This window comes from Pontibacter populi, assembly GCF_019336435.1.
Classification (GTDB): Bacteria; Bacteroidota; Bacteroidia; order Cytophagales; family Hymenobacteraceae; genus Pontibacter; species Pontibacter humidus.
Genome location: NZ_JAHWXQ010000001.1, coordinates 576,279 through 594,932, shown reverse-complemented (window position 1 = coordinate 594,932; position 18,654 = coordinate 576,279). Strand labels below are relative to the sequence as shown.

The window sequence follows — 18,654 nt, the reverse complement described above, 5'->3', positions numbered from 1 at the left end:
GTTTATAGTTCGTTAGTAGAATTATCGATGCAATAAGTAAGTATGTGTTGCTCTAAAACTTCGTAATGTATCTGATACAATTTAGAAAAATTATCGGTCTGCACACGCCCCAAAAGCAAATTATCTCTTTCAGGATCAGGTTGCAGCAATAAGTTCTCTTTAAAGAACAGTTTACGTTGACTATACATTTTATACAATGTTTCTTTGGCGCTCCAGTATAAACAGGTCTTATCAGCTTCGTTACATGTATACGTCTTCTCGTTGTCGCTCAAAAACTTGTCGGCCACACGCAGCGCCTTCGGGCTTAGTAATTCAACATCTATGCCAACTTCATATTTATCAGAAACTATAACTGCTGCCAAACCCGGCGAATGGCTGATAGAAACATGAAAAGGAGCCTGCTCGAATACCGGTCTGCCATCTTCATTGCGCTGGAGTATAGGGGTGTCAGAAGTAAACTGTTGCAGCAAACTATAGACGAGCACCCTGCTGGCAAGCCACTCTTTCTGCCGGCGCGGGTGAGCCTGTTCCAGCATCAGTTCCGGAGAAATTCCGGGAGGCAGGGCAAGCATAAGCTCATCGGCGCGTTCTGTAATAGACCACGCTCCAAGTACAGTATGCTCGTTTAGCTGGCGGGTAAAGAGTAGGGGCATAAGTAAAGTATAACCTGTGCTTTTTGTAGGGCTGCCGGGTAAATCGTAAATTTAGGTAAAATTTAACTTACGCTGATTTCACAAATGGCGAGCAAGGTACAAGTACAGAAAATAGCCACCCTGACCGGACACCGCGACTGTGTTTATAGTTTAGAACAATCCGGTAGCGAAACGCATTTTTATTCTGCCGCCGGCGATGGCATGATCGTGCGCTGGGACTTCAACGACCCGGAGCAGGGCGAACTGATCGCCCGCACCGAAAGCTCTGTGTACGCCATCAAGTATATTCCGGACCGCGACTTGCTGCTGGTTGGCCAGAACAACGAAGGCCTGCACGTAATTGATGTAAAGCAAAAAGCTATAATTAAATCAGTGCCGCTGCCAAAGGTGCCTATTTTTGACATTGCTTATGTGGCTGAGCTGAATAAAGTATATGTTGGCCTGAAAAACGGTGGGATAGCTATAGTTGCTGCTGACACTTTTGAGTTGGAAACTATAGTTCGCAAATCGGATAAAAGTGTACGCAGCCTGGCTTACAATGCTAAAACCAATGAACTGGCAGCCGGCTACAGCGACCATAGTGTGCGCATTTTTGATGCCTCCACCATGGACCTGAAATTTGAGCTACAGAACCATACCAACTCAGTGTTTTCGATAGTTTACTCCCCGGATGGCGAACTACTGTTAACAGGTGGCCGTGATGCACATCTCAGGGTGTGGGAAGCGCAGAACAACTATAAAGAGCGTGGCTATGTGATCGCGCACATGTATACGATTAACAACATCACCTATAGCCCTGATGGCAAACATTTTGCCACCTGCAGCATGGATAAATCGGTGAAGGTTTGGGATGCCGAAACCTTTAAGTTGCTGAAAGTGATCGATAAAGTTCGGAACGCCAGCCACGGTACATCGGTTAATAAATTATTTTGGTCGGCTCACAAGAATCAGTTAGTTTCGTGTAGCGATGACCGCACCATTTCGGTTTGGGATATAAATTTTGATGCATTATGAAGATTACACCGTTAGATATCAGGCAGAAAACGTTTGAGAAGGCTTTTAGAGGACTGGATAAGGATGAAGTAAACGCATTTTTGCTTACGCTGTCGCAGCAGTGGGAGAAAATGATGGATGAAAATAAAGACCTCCGTATGAAGCTGGACGCCGCCAACCGCGAAACCCAGAAGCTGCGTGAAGTGGAATCATCGCTATACAAAACGCTTAAAACTGCCGAAGACACCGGTAACAACATACTGGAGCAGGCTACCAAATCAGCTGAATTGCGTGCCCGTGAAGCCGAGCTTCAGGCGAATGAGCTGCTGAACAAAGCCCGCAACCAGGCGCGCCAGACGTTGGAGGATGCTGCCCGTCAGACCGAGAAAATGGTAGGCGAGATGCAGGAAGAAGTGAAGAGCCTGGAGCAGGAATACCAGCGAATGGAAGGCTATTTGGATACCCTCGTTCGTGACCTGAAGAACCTTGCTAACGATGCGCTGGATAAAGTAGAACGCACAAAAGCTAAACCAAAGAGTTCAGTAAACAGTATGCTTTCAAGAGCGGCTAATGTAAACATAGATAATACAGAGCTGCTGAAAACCTTGAAAGATATGGATATCACAACCGAAACTATACAGCAGCAGATACCTGTCTCTACGGCAGCTAATGCACCGATTGCAGTAAAAAATAACGGCAAAGAATACAATCCGCTTGGCGATCCGGCACCAGACGTAACCCAACCGCACCCTGAAATTCCGAACCCGGTAACGCCAATGCCTAATGTGCCCTCACCTGAAGTTGAGCCTATAAAGCCTGACTACCCGGGTCGTGTGCCAGCGCCAGACATTGAGAAGCCTGTGCCTGAAATTAAGCCGGTTCAGCCGGACAAGCCGGAAATTCAGCCGCCGCTAACAGAGCCTTCACGTAACGCTTATGCTACTAACGGAGCAGCTGTTAAGCAGGGTGGTAGTTCTTTCTTCGACGAAATTTAAGCAGGAATGGGGCAAATCGCACTGGAGGGCATGGAATTCTTTGCCTTCCATGGGTTTTACGACGAAGAGCAGAAGATCGGCAACAAGTACGGCATTGACCTGACAATAAACACCGACCTGCGCCGCGCCGCTGAATCTGATGACCTGCACGAAACAGTAAACTATGAAGTGCTCTATGCGCTGGTGCTGGAAGAAATGAGAGTACCAGCAAGGTTACTGGAGCACCTCGGTCACCGCATTATCGACAAAGTATATGACAAGTTTCCCTTTATACAGTCGGTGAAGGTGAGTGTATACAAGTTTAACCCGCCGCTCGGAGGTATTTGTAAATGGGCAAAGGTTACCTTGGAAGAAGCGAGATAAAAGATACTTATTGATACAGAGACGGCTGGTTCAGAAATGGGCTGGCTGTTTTTATTTTAGTCTGGATTGAGGTTTAGAGGATAAGGCCTGGGAGTGTGCGCAGCTTTTGTTTGTTTCTAGGCTATAGTTTTAAAGGTACCGTGGTCTAACCACCCCTAACCCTCCCAGAGGGGAATTTCGGCTATAGCTATAGTTTGCACCTATTGTTTTATAGTTCCAGTCTACGAGCAGGACAGGTTTATCTGTCCCTACGGAACTACAACCACGATAAATCTCGGAGCTTATCTTTTCAAACTATAGATGCTGGTTACTATGAGAAATTTCACAGTCTTCGGGTTGAGCGCCTTGTAGATTTCTGGTGCCGCCAGGCATTGTGAGGAACGAACAAAAGGAATGTACACCGCGCGATGCCCGAAGACGGGGCCTCCCGGCCGTGAGGGCACCAAAGATAAATTGAAACGATAGGTTGGTAGAGCTCCCAGGATTAAAGTAGGCTATGAAAGAAAAGGCTTAGTTCAGGTTGTAACTATAGTTAGCTATAGCACTATATCAATGACATTCAACTTCAACTATAAGCTAAGATAGATTTCTCCTAACGTCGAAATGACAAACGAGGAAATATACTACACTAACTTCAACAACTCATGCGCTGCAGCGAAGGCGGATTTCTGACCTAGCTTTACCTGGTCAGTTATAGTTGCAAGTTGCTGCTTAACCTGTTGATGTGCATAGAAATTCTCTTCCAAACCCTGGCGTATCGCTTCGTACATCCATTGCAGGTTTTGGTCGCGGCGTTTTTTTTCGAAGTAACCGTTTCCCTGCGTTAATTGAAGGTAGTCGGTTATAGTTTGCCAGATGATATCTAAGCCAGTTTGTTGCAGGGCGGAACAGGTGGATACTTTGGGTAACCAGCCGGAGGCACTCATGGGGTAGAGGTGCAGGGCGTTCTGGTACTCGGCGCGGGCAGATTTGGCTTTGCTGGCGTTGGTGCCGTCGGCTTTGGTAATGGCAATGGCATCAGCCATCTCCATAATACCTCGCTTGATACCCTGCAACTCATCGCCGGCGCCGGCCAGCATCAGCAGCAAAAAGAAGTCAACCATAGCATGCACGGCAGTTTCAGATTGGCCAACACCTACAGTTTCTACTATAATGGCATCAAAACCGGCCGCTTCGCACAGAATTATAGTTTCGCGAGTGCTCTTGGTTACGCCTCCCAACGACTTGCCCGCCGGCGAAGGACGAATAAAAGCTTTCGGATTTATAGAAAGCGATTCCATGCGGGTTTTATCACCCAAAATACTGCCGCCGGTGCGCTGGCTGGTTGGGTCTATGGCTAAAACGGCTAGCTTTTTACCGGCATGCTCAATTACATAATTTCCAAAGGCTTCTATAAACGTACTTTTACCTACGCCTGGCACACCTGTAATTCCTATCCGTACCGCATTTCCGGAATGGGGCAATACCCTGGCAATTACTTCCTGGGCAAGTTCCTGGTCTTGTGGCAGCTTACTTTCTATCAGCGTAATGGCACGGCTCAACAGCACGCGGTCTCCATTCAGAATACCGTTTACATAAATATCAGCAGAAAATCGTTTGGCCATAGGTTATAGTTTAAAGCTGCCGCCTTGCTATACAAAGTTAACAGAATGTGTGGTACATCATACCCGTAGCCTGAAGCCCGGTATAAATTCTTATTACACTATAATTTAACGTTACTATATTCTGATATTCAGGAAAAAAACTGAAATTGCGGGCTGGTGTTTAAGGCGGGCTCGGTTAAGAGCTTAAGCTATAGTGGTTTCTGTTTTAGAAAATACTTGGCAGTCTTTAAACCTCAATATCTATATTCATTAATTATTATCTGACCGTTTTTATGAAAAAGGTACTTTTGGCTGCAGCAACTTTGCTGACAGGGCAGGTTACCGCGCTTGCGCAGTCTGAGAGCAGCAGTTACTCGGTGGTGAGCCGTGGCGGTGTGCAGAACACGTTTGTGCACGATTACCAGGCAATCGGTATTAACCCGGCTAACCTAGGCCGCAGCACATCGCTGGTTTCATTTACAGTAGCCGAATTTGGTGCGTTCTATAGTTCGCAGGCTTTTACCCGCAAAACCCTGAAAAGTGCTATGAAGCTTGCTTCTGATACTTCTATCGGTATGGAAGAGCGTATAGAGCTTGCCCGCGCCTTTACCAGCGACAATGTGCTTAACCTTGGTGCTGATGTAAATACCCTGGCTATTTCGGTGAGTGTGCCTAAAATTGGTGGCTTTGCGGTGAGTAACAGACAGCGTATGCTGGGCCACGCAGGCTTTAATAAAAACTTTTCGGAGTTGCTTTTCTTAGGTCAGGATGCCTCGATGTTTGACAACGTAGACCCGAACAAAACGCTTTTTGTTTCTGAGATCTTTGATGGTTCTGAAATTAAAATGTCGTGGGTAAATGAGTGGAACTTTGCCTATGGCCGCAAAATTATGGAGCTGCCTTTAGTAAATATCTATGGTGGTTTCGGATATAAGTACCTGCAGGGTTTGGGCTTATATGAGTTCAGCGCGAAAGGTGGCAAAGTGAAAGCTTACAATGCCTTCTCGCCGGTGCTCGATGCTAACTACGACGATTACCTGGACGACCCGAAGTTTAACTATGATAGTGCTGATGGATTGCTGAATCCGGTTGGGCGTGGCCACGGTGTTGATTTAGGTTTATCTGCCGAGATCATCAAAATTGTAAAAGTAAGCGCCTCCGTAACCGACCTGGGTAATATTAAATGGACGGAAAACCTGCTCGAAGGTCAGGATAAGGGCTTTACATTGTCGCAGATGGCAGAAGACGGTGCCAACAACAATGATTTCTGGAAAGATGCCGGTAAAATGGCCCGTGCTATAGTTGACAGTGCCCTGGTATTTACGCCGGTAAACGAAATGAAAGTGAATCTGCCAACCCGTTTCCGTTTTGGTGCCGGTGTTAAAATAGGGCAGCGCGTAGAAGTTGGTGTAGATTACGTAGCACCGCTTAACAAAGCACCAGGCAACATCGCATCAGATTTTGTGGGCTTAGGTGTCGACTTTTCTCCAATTCCGGTATTCCGCTTAAGCTCTGGCGTATCGTCAGGTGCCGGCGACAAACTAAACATTCCTTTTGGCTTCGCGATCACGTCGCCGGTGTATGAGTTTGGTATTGGTATGCGCGACGTAACAGCTCCGTTCACTAAAAATAACCCGGGAGCTTCAGTAGCCATGGGCTTTTTACGTTTCAAGATCGGGAAACCTCAGATCATCTAATCAAACTATAGTTTATAGTTAAACAGAAAGGCCAGCCCGGTTAAGGCTGGCCTTTCTGTTTTTATAGTTGGCAATTTATCTTTTTACATCCTGCACAAAGTTGGGCAAACCGAGGTCGCTTTTCCTGCCGGCCAGTTTAAAACCATTGTCTTTGTACTGCACGGCTTTGCCTTTTGCATTCGGGTTAAAGATCACGCCCAAGTGTATATTGTCTTTGCGGGCAGCATAAATTCTGCCATCGGGGCCAAGTTGTAGTGCACCTATAGTTGGGCTGCCGGAAGTAGCAACTATAGTTGCCGATTTCATGATCTCTTCCGGGCCGCCGGCTCTCAGGTCGAACTGCACGATCTGGCCTTTGCCGGTTGCTTTGTTGTTGGTGCCGCCGTATAGTTTGCTGCCATCCGGAGAAAAAGCAATACCATACGCTTCCGAAAATCCTTTAAACAGGATCGGGTCAGATACTTTACCGGTGCTGCGGTCAAACCTGAGAAGCTCAAAATTACTGTCGTCGTTCCAAAGGGCTGCTGCCAGTCTTGTACCATCCGGAGATGGTTTCAGATACCCGATGGCTTTACGGTTAGAGCCGCCATGCACCGTGCCCACATTGCTCATCACCGGCATCGTATCCACACCTTCCTCCGATACCAGGAAAGACATGTAGGCATTGCTGTTCCAGCGGTGCGCGATCACCCACCAGTCTTTGCCGTTGCTGTGTCGTACAGCAGTCAGTTTTTCGGTGGTTGGGGCGATCATAAAGGTATTTTTAAACACGAGGTCGCCGTTGCCTTCATCCTTACTCATATCTACTATACTATAGCGCAGTCCGTCAGATTGTGCCTGAATATCAGTTGTAAAAATGTAGTAGATGGTTTCGGAGCCCGGCTTAGGAACTATAAGTGCCGATTGGGTGGAGGAGTTTCCGCCCAGCAAGCCATTGCCGTTTGGCATTACTTTATGGTTGCGGTTCCAGACGGTGATGCCGTTGGTATAAAACAGCAGGTTGCCATTCTTATCAGAAATGGTGGCGCTGCCTTCTTCGGTTATCAGCCTGCCATTGGTTACTGCTACTGCCGAGTCGCCATTAAACGAGATGCCGGCACTTTTGCCAAAGTACCAGTTATTTTGCTCGCCTTGTGCCTGTGCGGCTATAGTTGTGCAGCAAAGTATAAAAGCTGCAGCAAGGTGTTTTAATCTGATCATGAACTGTATGCGTTTTTGCTATAACGTGGCAGTTGCAAACGTAGTGCCAGATTCAGAAACAAAAAAGGACAGGCATTAAGCTTGTCCTTTTTTGTGGTTAATAACTCATCGTATTATTTAATGCTGTCGCCGGAAGAAGCGTTGTCGTCTCCTATGGCTTCGTTCATATATTGCGTAGAATCATCAGCACCTGTGCCGGGCATATCGCCGGAGCCTTCCACGCCGGTTTCCTGTGTGTTGCCAGTAGTGCTTTCAGGGGGCATATCAGAATTTTCGCCAGTCTCACCACACGATGCCAGCAACATGGTGGATGTGATAAAGGCGGCAGCTATTGCATATATTTTCTTGTTCATAGTACTTCGTGTTAAGTGTTTGTTAAGGCATTTGACTACATGGTTGTAGTTGTGTCTCCCATAGTTGTGGTGTCGCCTGACATATCATTTTCCGTGCTACCATTCCCGATATTCTCGTTTTGAGTGGCATGATCGTCGCCTTCACCATTTTTTGTTCCACAGGAAGATAGAAGCACAGTAGCCCCACAAAAGATAAATCCCATTAATATTATGCGTGCTGTTTTCATAGTTTATTGCGTTTGATGATGTCTGTTGTACGTCGGGAGCGGGCGGATAGGTTATAGTTTCAGGGATGCTACAGTATGGTTAACTGATTGATTCGCTAACTTTTAAACTATAGTTAATGCTGAAGTTCGGGTTCGGCTTCTGTAATTTTCTGCAGTTCAGGATATAAGGAGATCAGTTTGAGCAATACGCCGTTGGTCCAGCCAAAACCGTCCTGGTTAGGGTACTCTCCGCCACCAGCCGGCAGGCCCAGGTTTTCCACGTTATATTTCTCCATCAGCTTTCCGGTTTCCTGGTAAACGTCTGTATTAAGCTGTACCCAACTGGTAGCTATAGTGGCTGCTTCGTCGGTAAAGCCATAGTTGCGGAGTGCCTGTATCGTCATCCATTGCAATGGTGCCCAGCCGTTTGGGGCATCCCATTGCTGCCCGCTCTGGTTCAGTGTGGTTACCACTCCGCCCGGGCTTATAAAATCAGCTTTGATCTTTTGCGCCACCCGTTTTGCCTGTTTGCGCTTTGCCATGTTAAAATAGAGCGGGTAAACTGCTGCCAATGAGGGGATGTTAGTCGTAGTGTTGGTTTTATAGTTATAGTCGTAGAAGAAATCGTGTTCAGCGTTCCAGTTGTATTTTAGAACGGCATCGCGGCGTGCTTTGGCCAGTTTTTCGTACTGGCGAGCTTCCGTTTTATTACCAGCTAAAAGGGCCATTTCCTGCAGGGTCAGCTCCATGTGGAATAGCAGCGCGTTGAGGTCTACAGGAATAATGCTGGTGGTTTGTATGGTGCTGATATCTTTTCCGTCAGCAAACCAGCGCGTACTAAAATCCCAGCCAGATTCTGCAGCGGCTCTTATTTCGCGGTAAATTTCTTCCGGTTGTCTTCCGGCCTTCTTTGCCAGTTCTACATCCTCCAGGTATGATTCAGGGCGGGGCTGAGGATTATCGTCCCAGTAACGGTTGAGGATACTCCCATCAGGCATTAAAACCACGCGACGGTGCGCAGGGTTGGCAACAGTAAGTTTTTCGGCGCCATCCATCCAGAAAGCATATTCCTTTTTAAGAGCAGACCTATAGTTTAGCAGTATCCCGCGTCCTTTCTGCTGGGCCAGCACGCGTAGCATAAGCGCATAAAAGGGTGGCTGAGAGCGGCTGAGGTAATAGGTTCGGTTGCCGTTGGGTATGTGGCCTGTTGTTTGGATGAGGTGCGTAAAGTTATCGACCATGTTTTGGATCAGCTCCGTTTTTCCACTCGTCTGCAGGCCCAGCATAGTAAAGAAGCTATCCCAGTAATATATCTCTCTGAAACGGCCTCCGGGCACAACATAAGCATGCGGCAATACTATAAGCGACCCTGAGTATTCGCCCGGCTGTCGGGTAAGTTCCGGCCACAGGCGCTCTATGTGCTCAGTTACAGTATGCGTTTTGTTGGTAGTAAAGCTGGTATCGGGCTGTTGTGGCAACCTGAAATGCTGTAGTACAAATGCCTTTAACTCAAAGCCGGGTTGCTGCTTTTGCTGTTCATATGCCTGTACTATTTGTTTAGGGTCAGATAGCGGAACACAATCCGGGAAGGTCTTGGAATCGGGGAAAACACGTTGTAATTGCACCTGCTCAAACAACTTACCCAGATCTTGTGCAGGGTAGTATAGTTGCTGCGCCTGAGCAGGCTGCAGGGTGAGGCTAAAAGGCAAAACCAGTAAAAGGTATAGTTTCAGGATATAACAGGTTTGCTTCATGCTGCGCTGAAATTAATAAAACATTAATCTCCTGTTACGCAGACCCGAAGCAAACCGACAAGTATACTAGCGGAAAGGGTATTGCACAAACGAAACCTGCCCCATCGACTCTTTTTCGTATTTGGCTACAGCAAATTCCTGGTATTGTGCTTCAAAACTCTGATCACCAGCAACTACCTTATCGGGTACGGGGCTACCCTCTAAAAAGAAGTAAACTTTGGTATTGCCATATTTGGTGTGGGGCATAAACTCTCCGTACTGACGCATTTGCTGCCATAAAGTATCAGCTACCGTTACGGCATACACCCTGACGATTGGACCGGTATTGTTCTCGTTCCTGTAAAATGCTACTTCTTTAAAATCTCCTTCCAGGTCATCTACACTAGGCAGCGAAAAGGAATCGTAAATAAACCAGCCTACCAGTACAATTGCGGCAAGTATAAGTATGTGTTTTAACTTCATGAAACTCTGTAATTTAATTTGGCAAGTTACTCAGGTTTATTTTGCGGAGTGCTATAGTTATAATTATAAGTCGCTATTTGTACCCTACAACAACTATAGCCTGCTAATGTTGGCAGTTATTTTGATTTGGATAACGACCTACTGTGCGTCACCGGTTGGATACCGGCGCCAGGAAACAAAAAGCCGCAGATGAACTTAATCAACTGCGGCTTTCTGTAATTCTTTAATTCCTAAACTCTCTAACTCCCCAACTCCTAAACTCTGGAGATCAGCTTCTCCAGAATATTCTGAGCTGCTACCGAGATGATAGTTCCAGGGCCAAATACACCTGCTGCACCGGCTTTAAAGAGGAAGTCGTAGTCCTGAGCCGGGATAACGCCACCAACTATAACCATGATATCGTCGCGGTCTAGTTTGCGGAGTTCTTCTATCAGATGTGGTACAAGGGTTTTGTGACCGGCTGCCAATGAAGATACACCTACCACGTGCACGTCGTTTTCAGCGGCCTGCATGGCTACTTCGGCTGGCGTCTGGAATAATGGGCCTATATCCACGTCAAAGCCAAGGTCGGCAAAGGAGGTGGCAATTACTTTGGAGCCGCGGTCATGGCCATCCTGACCCATTTTGGCCACCATAATGCGTGGTCGGCGGCCCTCCAGTTCTTCAAACTGATCAGCTAAATTTTTAGCGCGTTCGAAGTTTTCGTCGTCGGTTATTTCTGCTGAGTACACTCCTGATATGGCTCTGATTACTGCTTTATGTCTGCCGTACACCTTTTCCAGTGCGTCGGATATTTCGCCCAACGTAGCGCGGTGGCGTGCGGCTTCTACTGCCAGGTCCAGTAAGTTTCCTTCGCCGGTTTCAGCAGCGTTGGTTAAGGCCTGTAAAGCATTGGCAACAGCGGCTGCATTGCGTGTTTCTTTTACGCTTGCCAATCGGCGAAGCTGCGATTCACGAACGGCCGTGTTATCAATATCCAGGATATCGATTTCCTGTATCTGGCTTGGCTTGTATTTGTTTACACCAACTATAATGTCTTTGCCGGAGTCGATGCGGGCCTGTTTGCGGGCTGCGGCTTCTTCGATGCGCATTTTTGGCAGACCGGTTTCAATGGCCTTTGCCATACCACCCAGTTCTTCCACTTCTTCAATCAGCGCCCAGGCTTTTTGAGCCAGCTCGTGTGTTAAAGCTTCCACGTAATAGGAGCCACCCCACGGATCAACTACTTTGGTAATGTTGGTTTCCTGTTGCAGGTAGATCTGTGTGTTACGGGCAATTCGGGCTGAGAAATCAGTTGGCAGGGCAATAGCTTCATCCAGGGCGTTAGTGTGCAGGCTTTGTGTTCCACCAAGCGCAGCAGCTAAGGCTTCAACACAGGTTCGGGTTACGTTGTTGAAAGGGTCCTGCTCGGTTAAGCTCCAGCCGGAAGTCTGGCAGTGTGTTCTTAAGGCTAAGGATTTCGGATTTTTCGGGTTGAACTGCTTGATAAGTTTTGACCATAACATACGGGCCGCACGCATCTTGGCGATCTCCATAAAGTGGTTCATACCGATCGCCCAGAAGAACGACAGACGCGGCGCGAAATCATCAATGTCCATACCTGCCTGCAAACCGGTGCGCACATATTCTAAACCATCAGCCAAAGTATAAGCCAGTTCAATATCAGCAGTAGCACCGGCTTCCTGCATGTGGTAACCCGAAATAGAAATAGAATTGAAGCGCGGCATCTTTTTAGAACTATAAGCAAAGATATCGGCGATGATCTTCATGCTTGGCTCCGGCGGGTAAATGTAGGTGTTGCGCACCATAAACTCCTTCAGGATATCGTTCTGGATAGTTCCGGAAAGTTGCTCCGGCTTTACGCCCTGTTCTTCGGCGGCAACTATATAAAACGCCATGATGGGCAGCACAGCACCGTTCATCGTCATAGAAACCGACATTTCGTTCAGCGGAATCTGATCGAAAAGGATCTTCATGTCTTCCACTGAATCGATAGCCACACCAGCTTTGCCCACATCACCAACTACACGCGGGTGGTCGGAATCGTAACCGCGGTGCGTAGCCAGGTCAAACGCTACTGAAAGGCCTTTTTGCCCGCCTGCCAGGTTGCGACGATAGAAGGCGTTGGATTCTTCGGCGGTAGAGAAACCGGCATACTGGCGAATGGTCCAGGGCTTTTGCACATACATGGTGCTGTAGGGGCCACGCAAATAGGGAGGCAGGCCGGCAGCAAAATCGGTGTGCTCAAAGTGGGCGGCATCTTCCGAACTATAAAAGGTTTTTACCTTTATCTGCTCCGGTGTTTTCCAGACCTTAGCATCAGCAGGCGCTTCGTGGCCGTTTCCTGTTGCAGCTAATGTCCTTATGTCTATTTTCGAAAAGTCAGGCTTCATAATTCAATTTTGATTTACTGAATGATTGAATAACTGATTAGTTGTTTCTGATTCTGTTATTCCATTATTCATAATTCAGACATTTATCTAACTCGCGTGCTCAGAGGTTACAACCCAGCGCCCGTTCAGCTTTTTCCAGACCTGCGACGATACACCACCCATCAGGCGCTTACCATCCAGCTCAATCTTCCAACGGAAAACAAAGAATACGGCTTCTCTAGATACCTGCTCAATGTGCAGCGGCTCGTAACTATAAACACCCATTTTGCTGCGGTCCGTAAAGTCCTGCAGAAACATGTCGTACACTTCCTGATAACCTTTTTCGGTGCCGCCTTTGCTTATCCAGAGCATTTCCGGTGAGTTCCAGTAGAAGCCCATCGCAGTCTCCAGATCGCCTTTATTCCAGGCAGCAATCTGTCCTTCCAGTGCCTGTTTTACTTCCTGCACGGCATCGCCTTTAGGTATGGTAAACGACGAAACTATAGTTGTGGTAGCCATAAGCAGCAACGTTAAGTAAAGCAGTCTCAGGTTACTGGCCATTGTTGCCATGTAGTTTTTTATGAACCAGTTCGAGAATACTCTTCATGTCGCAGTCCTCGAAGATAAATTCGTCATACCCATTGGCAACCATTTCGTCTTTCATGTGCTGCGGGTTGTCGGCCAGAATTAAAGTTGGCTTGGCATGGTGGTTCCGAATGCGCGGGCCAAACTCGCGTACATAAGCCGACTCTGATGAGGCCACAACCAACACTTCGGCAGCGGTACTTTGTAATTTATCGGATGCCTCTTCCACGGAACTATAGTGCTGTAGCTGCGTCTCGAAACCGGCGCAACTGAAAAGCTCCTGGGCAAAAGTGGCATTTACATGGCGTTTCTCGCTATCGCCGATAATGGCAACTATAGCTTTAGGACGACGCTGACGCTTGCGCAGATGCAGTTCGGTAGCCATGCGCATTACCTCTGTTGGGTAAGCGGCGCGTGTCGTATCAAAAGCTTCGCTCTGGATCAGTTCTTCCGGGTCAAAGTCTATATTCTCCTTTGGGTTCGGGTATTTATTTGTGCCAACCAGCACCATGCGGCCATTTGCAATGTCCCGGAATTTACGGCGGCTTACTTCTGTAATGGAGCTAAGTATAAAGCCATTCTCGTATGCTTCTTCAAAACCACCTTTGGCTTCCACTTCTTTAAACAGACTCCAGGCCTGGTTTGCCAACTGATCTGTAAGCGACTCCAGGTAGTAAGAGCCGGCTGCAGGGTCAATGGCTTTGTCTAGGTAAGCTTCTTCTTTTAAAATGATGGAAACGTTGCGGGCTATACGCTCTGAGAACTCGTCCGACGCTTTAAATGTGCTGTCGAAAGGAGAAACGGTGAGCGAATCGGCACCGGCAATTACGGCAGACATAGCTTCGGTTGTTACGCGCAGCATGTTCACGTACGGGTCTAAAGTTGTCTGGTACCAGCTTGAGGTGCTGCTATGAATGCGTAGTTTGGATGCCAGTTGCGGATCTGCATCATAAGCCTTCACTATAGCTGCCCAGAGCAGGCGCAGGGCCCGTAGTTTGGCAATCTCGAAGAAGTAATTTGTGCCGGCAGCCATATGAAACTGCATGTTCTGCAAAACTACTTCTGCCGTTTGCCCGGCATTTGTTAAGCGGTGCAGATACGCTACGGCAGCGCTCAATGTATAAGCAATTTCCTGAACTGCAGATGCCCCAATGCTGCTGAAATTAGTACCACTGATGGTGATGCCGTAAAATTCAGGGCTTTCTTTGGTCAGGTTCAGTAGTTCTAAAATGGCCCTGTTTTCCTCTCTTGTCAGCTCGCCTTTGGCTGTCATGGGGTCATACTTTACAAAACCCTTCAGGCGTTGGCTTGTAACCTGGTTGGCGCTCAGCTTGCTTTGCAGGCGGTTCAGGAACTGCTCAGGCTTGTTTTGCAAGGTATAGCTGATGCAACATGTGTTCAGGTCTACTTTGCCCAGTAGGTAAACTATATCAAAGTGGTCAGGTTGTTCAAGAATAAAGTGAACACCGTCAGCGCCGCGTGCTATGGCATCAGCTGCTTTATCTATAGCCGTTCTGCCATTGTCTTCTACTTTAATTTCCTGTATGTTAAGCCAGGTGTTTGCATCTGTTTTTGTGCCGCGCAGATAAGGGTAATTGCCTGGTTTCTGCTGTGTGGCCGGCAGTTGCTGTATGTCTTCTTTGGTATAATAGGGCTTAATGTCGAGGCCTTCGTAGGTGTGCCAGGTGAGTTGTTCCAGTGGCGTATCGCGCAGATCTTTACGGGCGCGCTCTTCCCAGGCAGCTGCCGTAGCAGTTGTAAATTCCGAGAATAGCTTCTGAGTGTGTTTGTTCTCGTCCGTCATCTTAGGTATAGATATAATTTGATGTAAAGATATACTTTACTTTATGTTTTTAATAAGGTAGCATGGCCTTAGCCGCTTTATTTAATACGTGAAACAAAGGCCTGGTATGCCCAGTAGCCGATCAGCAGCCATATAATTACGATAATCGCAGCCATAGTATAGTTTACCTGGCGGGGCTGTTGCAGCATTTGTCGTGCTTTTTGCCTGTACTCGTCCAGCACATCTGCGGGCATTAGTTTTATAGTTAGCCAGATACCCATTGGCAGCAAAACCAGATCATCTACATAACCCAGCACAGGAATAAAATCAGGAATAAGGTCGATTGGACTGAAGGCGTAGGCAACTGTAAGCACCAGCACAACTTTCGCCAGAAACGGAATGCGTGGGTCCCGCGAAGCCAGGTACAGGGTATAAATGTCTTCTTTTAATTTACGAACAATCTCTTTCCACTTTTGGAGCATATTTTATACTACGATAAAGAGCGAGGCAGAAGTTGGTTTTAAGTTGGCGTGATGATGGGCAACTATAGTTTTGAACTATAAAATCACTATATTTCTACGTAGTACCCAGAACTATAAACCTACCCATATGCATAAAACTTTACTAACTATAGTTGGCGCCGGATTGCTGGCCTTGCCTGCCATCGCCCAGGATGCAAAACTGCTGGCCAAAGCCAACTCGATGGCCGACAAAACAGAAAAGAAAGTAATTGAATGGCGACGCGATTTTCATGAGCATCCCGAATTGGGCAACCGTGAAGTAAAAACCGCTGAAAAAATAGCTGCCGAACTTAAACGGTTTGGCATTGAAGTTGAGACGAGCGTAGCGCATACCGGAGTGGTGGGCGTGCTGAAAGGCGGAAAGCCCGGGCCAGTAGTTGCCCTGCGCGCCGATATGGATGGTTTGCCGGTAACAGAACGTGCGAACCTGCCTTATGCCAGCAAAGCAAAGAGTACTTACAATGGTCAGGAAGTGGGTGTGATGCATGCCTGCGGTCACGATACCCACGTGGCCATGTTGCTGGGTGCTGCCGAAGTGCTGGCCGGAATGAAAAAGGACCTGCCGGGAACCGTTAAGTTTATCTTTCAGCCTGCCGAAGAAGGCGCACCGGCAGGGGAGAAAGGCGGCGCTTCGCTGATGGTGGAAGAAGGCGTGCTGAGCAAAGGACCAAAACCGGAAGTAATATTCGGGTTGCATATTAACTCCCAGACCGAAGTTGGAAAACTGAAGTACAGACCCGGCGGAATTATGGCGAGTGCTGATCTGCTGAAGATAAAAGTGAAAGGCAAACAGGTGCATGGAGCAAGCCCCTGGGCTGGAGTAGATCCTATAGTTGCATCGGCACAGATCATAAATGGCCTGCAAACTATAGTTAGCCGGCAGTTGGATCTGACTGAAGATGCCGCAGTTGTAACAATAGGCAGCATACACGGTGGTGTCCGGAATAACATCATTCCCGAGGAAGTGCTGCTGGAAGGAACTATCCGCTCACTGAACCCCGAGATGCAGAAACAGATACACGAAAAGATAAAACTGACCGCTACCAAAATTGCCGAAAGTACCGGCGCCACCGCCGAAGTAACTATAGCTGAGATGGCACCGGTAACCTTTAACGATGCGGGCCTGACCCAGAAAATGCTGCCAACCCTGCAAACTATAGCTGGCAAAGACAATGTGTTGCTGATGAACGCCATGACCGGCGCCGAAGACTTTGCCTATTACCAGCAGAAGATTCCCGGGCTGTTTGTGTTTGTAGGCGGCATGAAAAAAGGCCAGGACCCGGCCACCGCACCAGCCCACCACACCCCGGACTTTTACATTGACGAAAGCGGCATGAAGCTAGGCGTTAAAACCCTGCTTGGTCTAACCCTGAATTATATGACCGGGAAATAAAAGTTTTAACTATAGTTTATAGTTGAGTAAACCGGCAAACTGGTTCTATTGCAGCACCAGTTTGCCGGTTTTTTTATGCCCGCTTTGGGTAGTTAAACTATAAAAGTACAAACCAGTAGTTGCGTTTTCTGGCTTCCTGACCTCAGTAGTGCCCGGTTGTAATTGCTGCTCCAGTAACAGCTTGCCCTGCAAACTATAGATGTGCAGCGTTGCAGGTGCTTCTGCCTGAACGGTAAACTTGTCCCGCGCCGGGTTCGGGTAGATAAGGTAAGTTGCTGCAGCCAGTTCTTCAGGAGTAGCTGTTGGTTGCTGTTGTGTAACTATAACCTGTAGCTTCATTTCTTTAACAATCGGCTCACCGGCTGCGGCTGACCCTCCTCCGGCTATGCGGGCTGGGTTGTAAGTTGCTTTAAACGTTATAGTTTGTGGAGTGTAACTTGTTTGGTAAATAATTGGCTTAAATATCAATTCCCCAACTTTACCATCAGTCGTATCCCGAACAGTAAAATTAAATTTCTCGGCTTTAGCAGTCAATGTACTTTCTACACTTAATGCCTGTACGTAACCATCCATATTTTCAGCAAACATGCCAAGCTTTACTGTATTGGTTGTCGGGAATACAAAATAACCTTCATCCGTCTTCGTGTATTTGTTTTGTCCCTCTAGCTTTATAATGGGTTGATCATCACGAATAATAATTCCTATAGACTTAGTATAGAAGTGGCTGCCATCAGTTCCATAAAAATTAACAAAATAAGGGCGATCTCTTATCAGGCTTTTATCTGGTTTAAAAGAGAATGTCCCTTTTGCCCCGTGGTAGTAATTTATGATATCGTAGGTTACAGGCACATTTAGCACATGTGATAATTCGCTTGTAAAATAATTCCCTTTTCCGGTTACATAGTATTTATCTGGGTTCATATAGTTGTAGTCCATCTGAAACTTAACTTCGTCAGTTGCTTTGACTATTAAGTAACCTTCCGCGCTATACTTCTGATTCTCAGTTTTAATTAATTCAAGCCACGAATTGCCACTATCAAAAACCAGGATTTGCATTTCGTAGGTTATCTCACTCAACCTTATGCCATCCCGCCATTCTTCTACAGCCACGGCATAAATGTATTCTCCCTTTCTGCAGGGAGCATCCCAGGTAAACTGGCCATCAAGTTCTGAATGATTGAACTTTGCTTCACCTGAACCTATTGCATTTGGGCACTTAAAAGCTTGATTTGGCAACGTATAGCCAGGTACTGGTATAGCATTACCTGATATATCTATACTTTGGGGCGTAATAAGTTTAAAAGCGAGACTGTCGCCTTCAGGATCGTAAGCCAAAAAATTATAGTTTACTGCCTTCCCGATACTGGCAAAAACAGGCGCTGGCGATAAGAATTGTGGACTGCTGTTAAAGCCTACATTTCCGTTTATAGTTACTGTTGTTTGTCTGTAAATGGGAGATTGATCGCTGGGCAGCGTCATATTAAGAAGATTCGGGTTACGGTTTATGATAACGTGTGAAACTGTATAAGTCCCGTCGCTGGCATAGGTGTATTGCCATGTATATACCTCCTTATCCACCAGAGATGAAAGTGCCCCGACGGGCGTAATTGAATGTCGTGGTACTATTATATTTTTCCCATCTCCCATTTTAATTTCAACTTCAGGGGAGTCAGCCAGGGAAGCTCTATCTGTAAATACTGTTAAAGTAAAAAAAACCCTCCGTGGAATTGGATTTGCGGTG

Annotated in this window: 17 protein-coding genes; 5 read left to right on the top strand and 12 right to left on the bottom strand. The window is 47.1% G+C overall.

The features are described from left to right. Window positions 1-2 precede the first annotated feature (2 nt). Complete coding sequence (locus KYK27_RS02415; RefSeq protein ID WP_199108463.1) at window positions 3-653, bottom strand: 4'-phosphopantetheinyl transferase superfamily protein; 651 nt, start codon at window positions 651-653, stop codon at window positions 3-5. 84 nt (window positions 654-737) lie between these two features. On the opposite strand from KYK27_RS02415, the gene KYK27_RS02410 reads away from it, so the two are divergent. The 3 genes from KYK27_RS02410 to folB are packed head-to-tail and all read left to right on the top strand — an operon-like array spanning window position 738 to window position 3,004. After that, a complete protein-coding gene (locus tag KYK27_RS02410) occupies window positions 738-1,667 on the top strand; it encodes a WD40 repeat domain-containing protein (protein WP_199108462.1) in 930 nt (309 codons plus the stop codon). Then, entirely contained in the window at window positions 1,664-2,641 is a 978-nt protein-coding gene (locus KYK27_RS02405; RefSeq protein WP_199108461.1) for a DivIVA domain-containing protein, read from the top strand. Before KYK27_RS02410 ends, KYK27_RS02405 begins: the two co-directional genes overlap by 4 nt. A gap of 6 nt (window positions 2,642-2,647) precedes the next feature. Next, entirely contained in the window at window positions 2,648-3,004 is a 357-nt protein-coding gene (gene folB, locus KYK27_RS02400; RefSeq protein ID WP_199108460.1) for a dihydroneopterin aldolase, read from the top strand. Between the two features lie 623 nt (window positions 3,005-3,627). Here the strand turns inward: folB and meaB are convergent. Further along, complete coding sequence (gene meaB / locus KYK27_RS02395) at window positions 3,628-4,608, bottom strand: methylmalonyl Co-A mutase-associated GTPase MeaB (protein ID WP_199108459.1); 981 nt, start codon at window positions 4,606-4,608, stop codon at window positions 3,628-3,630. Window positions 4,609-4,880: 272 nt separating this feature from the next. On the opposite strand from meaB, the gene KYK27_RS02390 reads away from it, so the two are divergent. After that, a complete protein-coding gene (locus tag KYK27_RS02390) occupies window positions 4,881-6,284 on the top strand; it encodes a DUF5723 family protein (protein ID WP_199108458.1) in 1,404 nt (467 codons plus the stop codon). A 75-nt stretch (window positions 6,285-6,359) separates the two neighbouring features. Here KYK27_RS02390 and KYK27_RS02385 read toward each other — a convergent pair whose 3' ends face one another. The 9 genes from KYK27_RS02385 to KYK27_RS02345 all read right to left on the bottom strand — a co-directional run bounded on the left by KYK27_RS02385 (window position 6,360) and on the right by KYK27_RS02345 (window position 15,481). Further along, on the bottom strand, window positions 6,360-7,484 hold the full coding sequence (locus KYK27_RS02385; RefSeq protein WP_199108457.1) for a hypothetical protein: 1,125 nt from the start codon (window positions 7,482-7,484) through the stop codon (window positions 6,360-6,362). Window positions 7,485-7,597: 113 nt separating this feature from the next. Continuing rightward, on the bottom strand, window positions 7,598-7,837 hold the full coding sequence (locus KYK27_RS02380) for a hypothetical protein (protein ID WP_199108456.1): 240 nt from the start codon (window positions 7,835-7,837) through the stop codon (window positions 7,598-7,600). Window positions 7,838-7,872: 35 nt separating this feature from the next. Next, window positions 7,873-8,040 carry a hypothetical protein gene (locus tag KYK27_RS02375; RefSeq protein WP_219337344.1) on the bottom strand — a complete coding sequence of 56 codons (168 nt, stop codon included), beginning with the start codon at window positions 8,038-8,040 and terminating at the stop codon, window positions 7,873-7,875. A 137-nt stretch (window positions 8,041-8,177) separates the two neighbouring features. Continuing rightward, entirely contained in the window at window positions 8,178-9,797 is a 1,620-nt protein-coding gene (treF, locus tag KYK27_RS02370; RefSeq protein WP_199108454.1) for an alpha,alpha-trehalase TreF, read from the bottom strand. Between the two features lie 66 nt (window positions 9,798-9,863). After that, on the bottom strand, window positions 9,864-10,259 hold the full coding sequence (locus KYK27_RS02365; RefSeq protein ID WP_199108453.1) for a hypothetical protein: 396 nt from the start codon (window positions 10,257-10,259) through the stop codon (window positions 9,864-9,866). Between the two features lie 254 nt (window positions 10,260-10,513). Next, window positions 10,514-12,652 (bottom strand): methylmalonyl-CoA mutase, encoded by a 2,139-nt coding sequence (gene scpA / locus KYK27_RS02360; RefSeq protein WP_199108452.1) that lies wholly within the window; start codon window positions 12,650-12,652, stop codon window positions 10,514-10,516. Between the two features lie 87 nt (window positions 12,653-12,739). Continuing rightward, window positions 12,740-13,201: a YybH family protein gene (locus KYK27_RS02355; RefSeq protein ID WP_233150215.1), complete on the bottom strand. Its 462-nt coding sequence runs from the start codon at window positions 13,199-13,201 to the stop codon at window positions 12,740-12,742. Next, window positions 13,182-15,020 (bottom strand): methylmalonyl-CoA mutase subunit beta, encoded by a 1,839-nt coding sequence (locus KYK27_RS02350; RefSeq protein WP_199108451.1) that lies wholly within the window; start codon window positions 15,018-15,020, stop codon window positions 13,182-13,184. Before KYK27_RS02350 ends, KYK27_RS02355 begins: the two co-directional genes overlap by 20 nt. A 77-nt stretch (window positions 15,021-15,097) precedes the next feature. After that, on the bottom strand, window positions 15,098-15,481 hold the full coding sequence (locus KYK27_RS02345; RefSeq protein WP_199108450.1) for a YkvA family protein: 384 nt from the start codon (window positions 15,479-15,481) through the stop codon (window positions 15,098-15,100). A 127-nt stretch (window positions 15,482-15,608) separates the two neighbouring features. Between KYK27_RS02345 and KYK27_RS02340 the strand changes: the two genes are divergently transcribed. After that, window positions 15,609-16,913 (top strand): amidohydrolase, encoded by a 1,305-nt coding sequence (locus KYK27_RS02340; protein ID WP_199108449.1) that lies wholly within the window; start codon window positions 15,609-15,611, stop codon window positions 16,911-16,913. A 45-nt stretch (window positions 16,914-16,958) separates the two neighbouring features. Here the strand turns inward: KYK27_RS02340 and KYK27_RS18495 are convergent, their stop codons facing one another. Then, window positions 16,959-18,491, bottom strand: a complete 1,533-nt coding sequence (locus KYK27_RS18495) for a T9SS type A sorting domain-containing protein (RefSeq protein ID WP_199108448.1) — start codon at window positions 18,489-18,491, stop codon at window positions 16,959-16,961. Window positions 18,492-18,654 lie beyond the last annotated feature (163 nt).

Coding starts and splice junctions, on each gene's coding strand:
- KYK27_RS02415 (WP_199108463.1), bottom strand. CDS start 653: ATGCCCCTACTCTTTACCCGCCAGCTAAACGAGCATACTGTACTTGGA.
- KYK27_RS02410 (WP_199108462.1), top strand. CDS start 738: ATGGCGAGCAAGGTACAAGTACAGAAAATAGCCACCCTGACCGGACAC.
- KYK27_RS02405 (WP_199108461.1), top strand. CDS start 1,664: ATGAAGATTACACCGTTAGATATCAGGCAGAAAACGTTTGAGAAGGCT.
- folB (WP_199108460.1), top strand. CDS start 2,648: ATGGGGCAAATCGCACTGGAGGGCATGGAATTCTTTGCCTTCCATGGG.
- meaB (WP_199108459.1), bottom strand. CDS start 4,608: ATGGCCAAACGATTTTCTGCTGATATTTATGTAAACGGTATTCTGAAT.
- KYK27_RS02390 (WP_199108458.1), top strand. CDS start 4,881: ATGAAAAAGGTACTTTTGGCTGCAGCAACTTTGCTGACAGGGCAGGTT.
- KYK27_RS02385 (WP_199108457.1), bottom strand. CDS start 7,484: ATGATCAGATTAAAACACCTTGCTGCAGCTTTTATACTTTGCTGCACA.
- KYK27_RS02380 (WP_199108456.1), bottom strand. CDS start 7,837: ATGAACAAGAAAATATATGCAATAGCTGCCGCCTTTATCACATCCACC.
- KYK27_RS02375 (WP_219337344.1), bottom strand. CDS start 8,040: ATGGGATTTATCTTTTGTGGGGCTACTGTGCTTCTATCTTCCTGTGGA.
- treF (WP_199108454.1), bottom strand. CDS start 9,797: ATGAAGCAAACCTGTTATATCCTGAAACTATACCTTTTACTGGTTTTG.
- KYK27_RS02365 (WP_199108453.1), bottom strand. CDS start 10,259: ATGAAGTTAAAACACATACTTATACTTGCCGCAATTGTACTGGTAGGC.
- scpA (WP_199108452.1), bottom strand. CDS start 12,652: ATGAAGCCTGACTTTTCGAAAATAGACATAAGGACATTAGCTGCAACA.
- KYK27_RS02355 (WP_233150215.1), bottom strand. CDS start 13,201: ATGGCAACAATGGCCAGTAACCTGAGACTGCTTTACTTAACGTTGCTG.
- KYK27_RS02350 (WP_199108451.1), bottom strand. CDS start 15,020: ATGACGGACGAGAACAAACACACTCAGAAGCTATTCTCGGAATTTACA.
- KYK27_RS02345 (WP_199108450.1), bottom strand. CDS start 15,481: ATGCTCCAAAAGTGGAAAGAGATTGTTCGTAAATTAAAAGAAGACATT.
- KYK27_RS02340 (WP_199108449.1), top strand. CDS start 15,609: ATGCATAAAACTTTACTAACTATAGTTGGCGCCGGATTGCTGGCCTTG.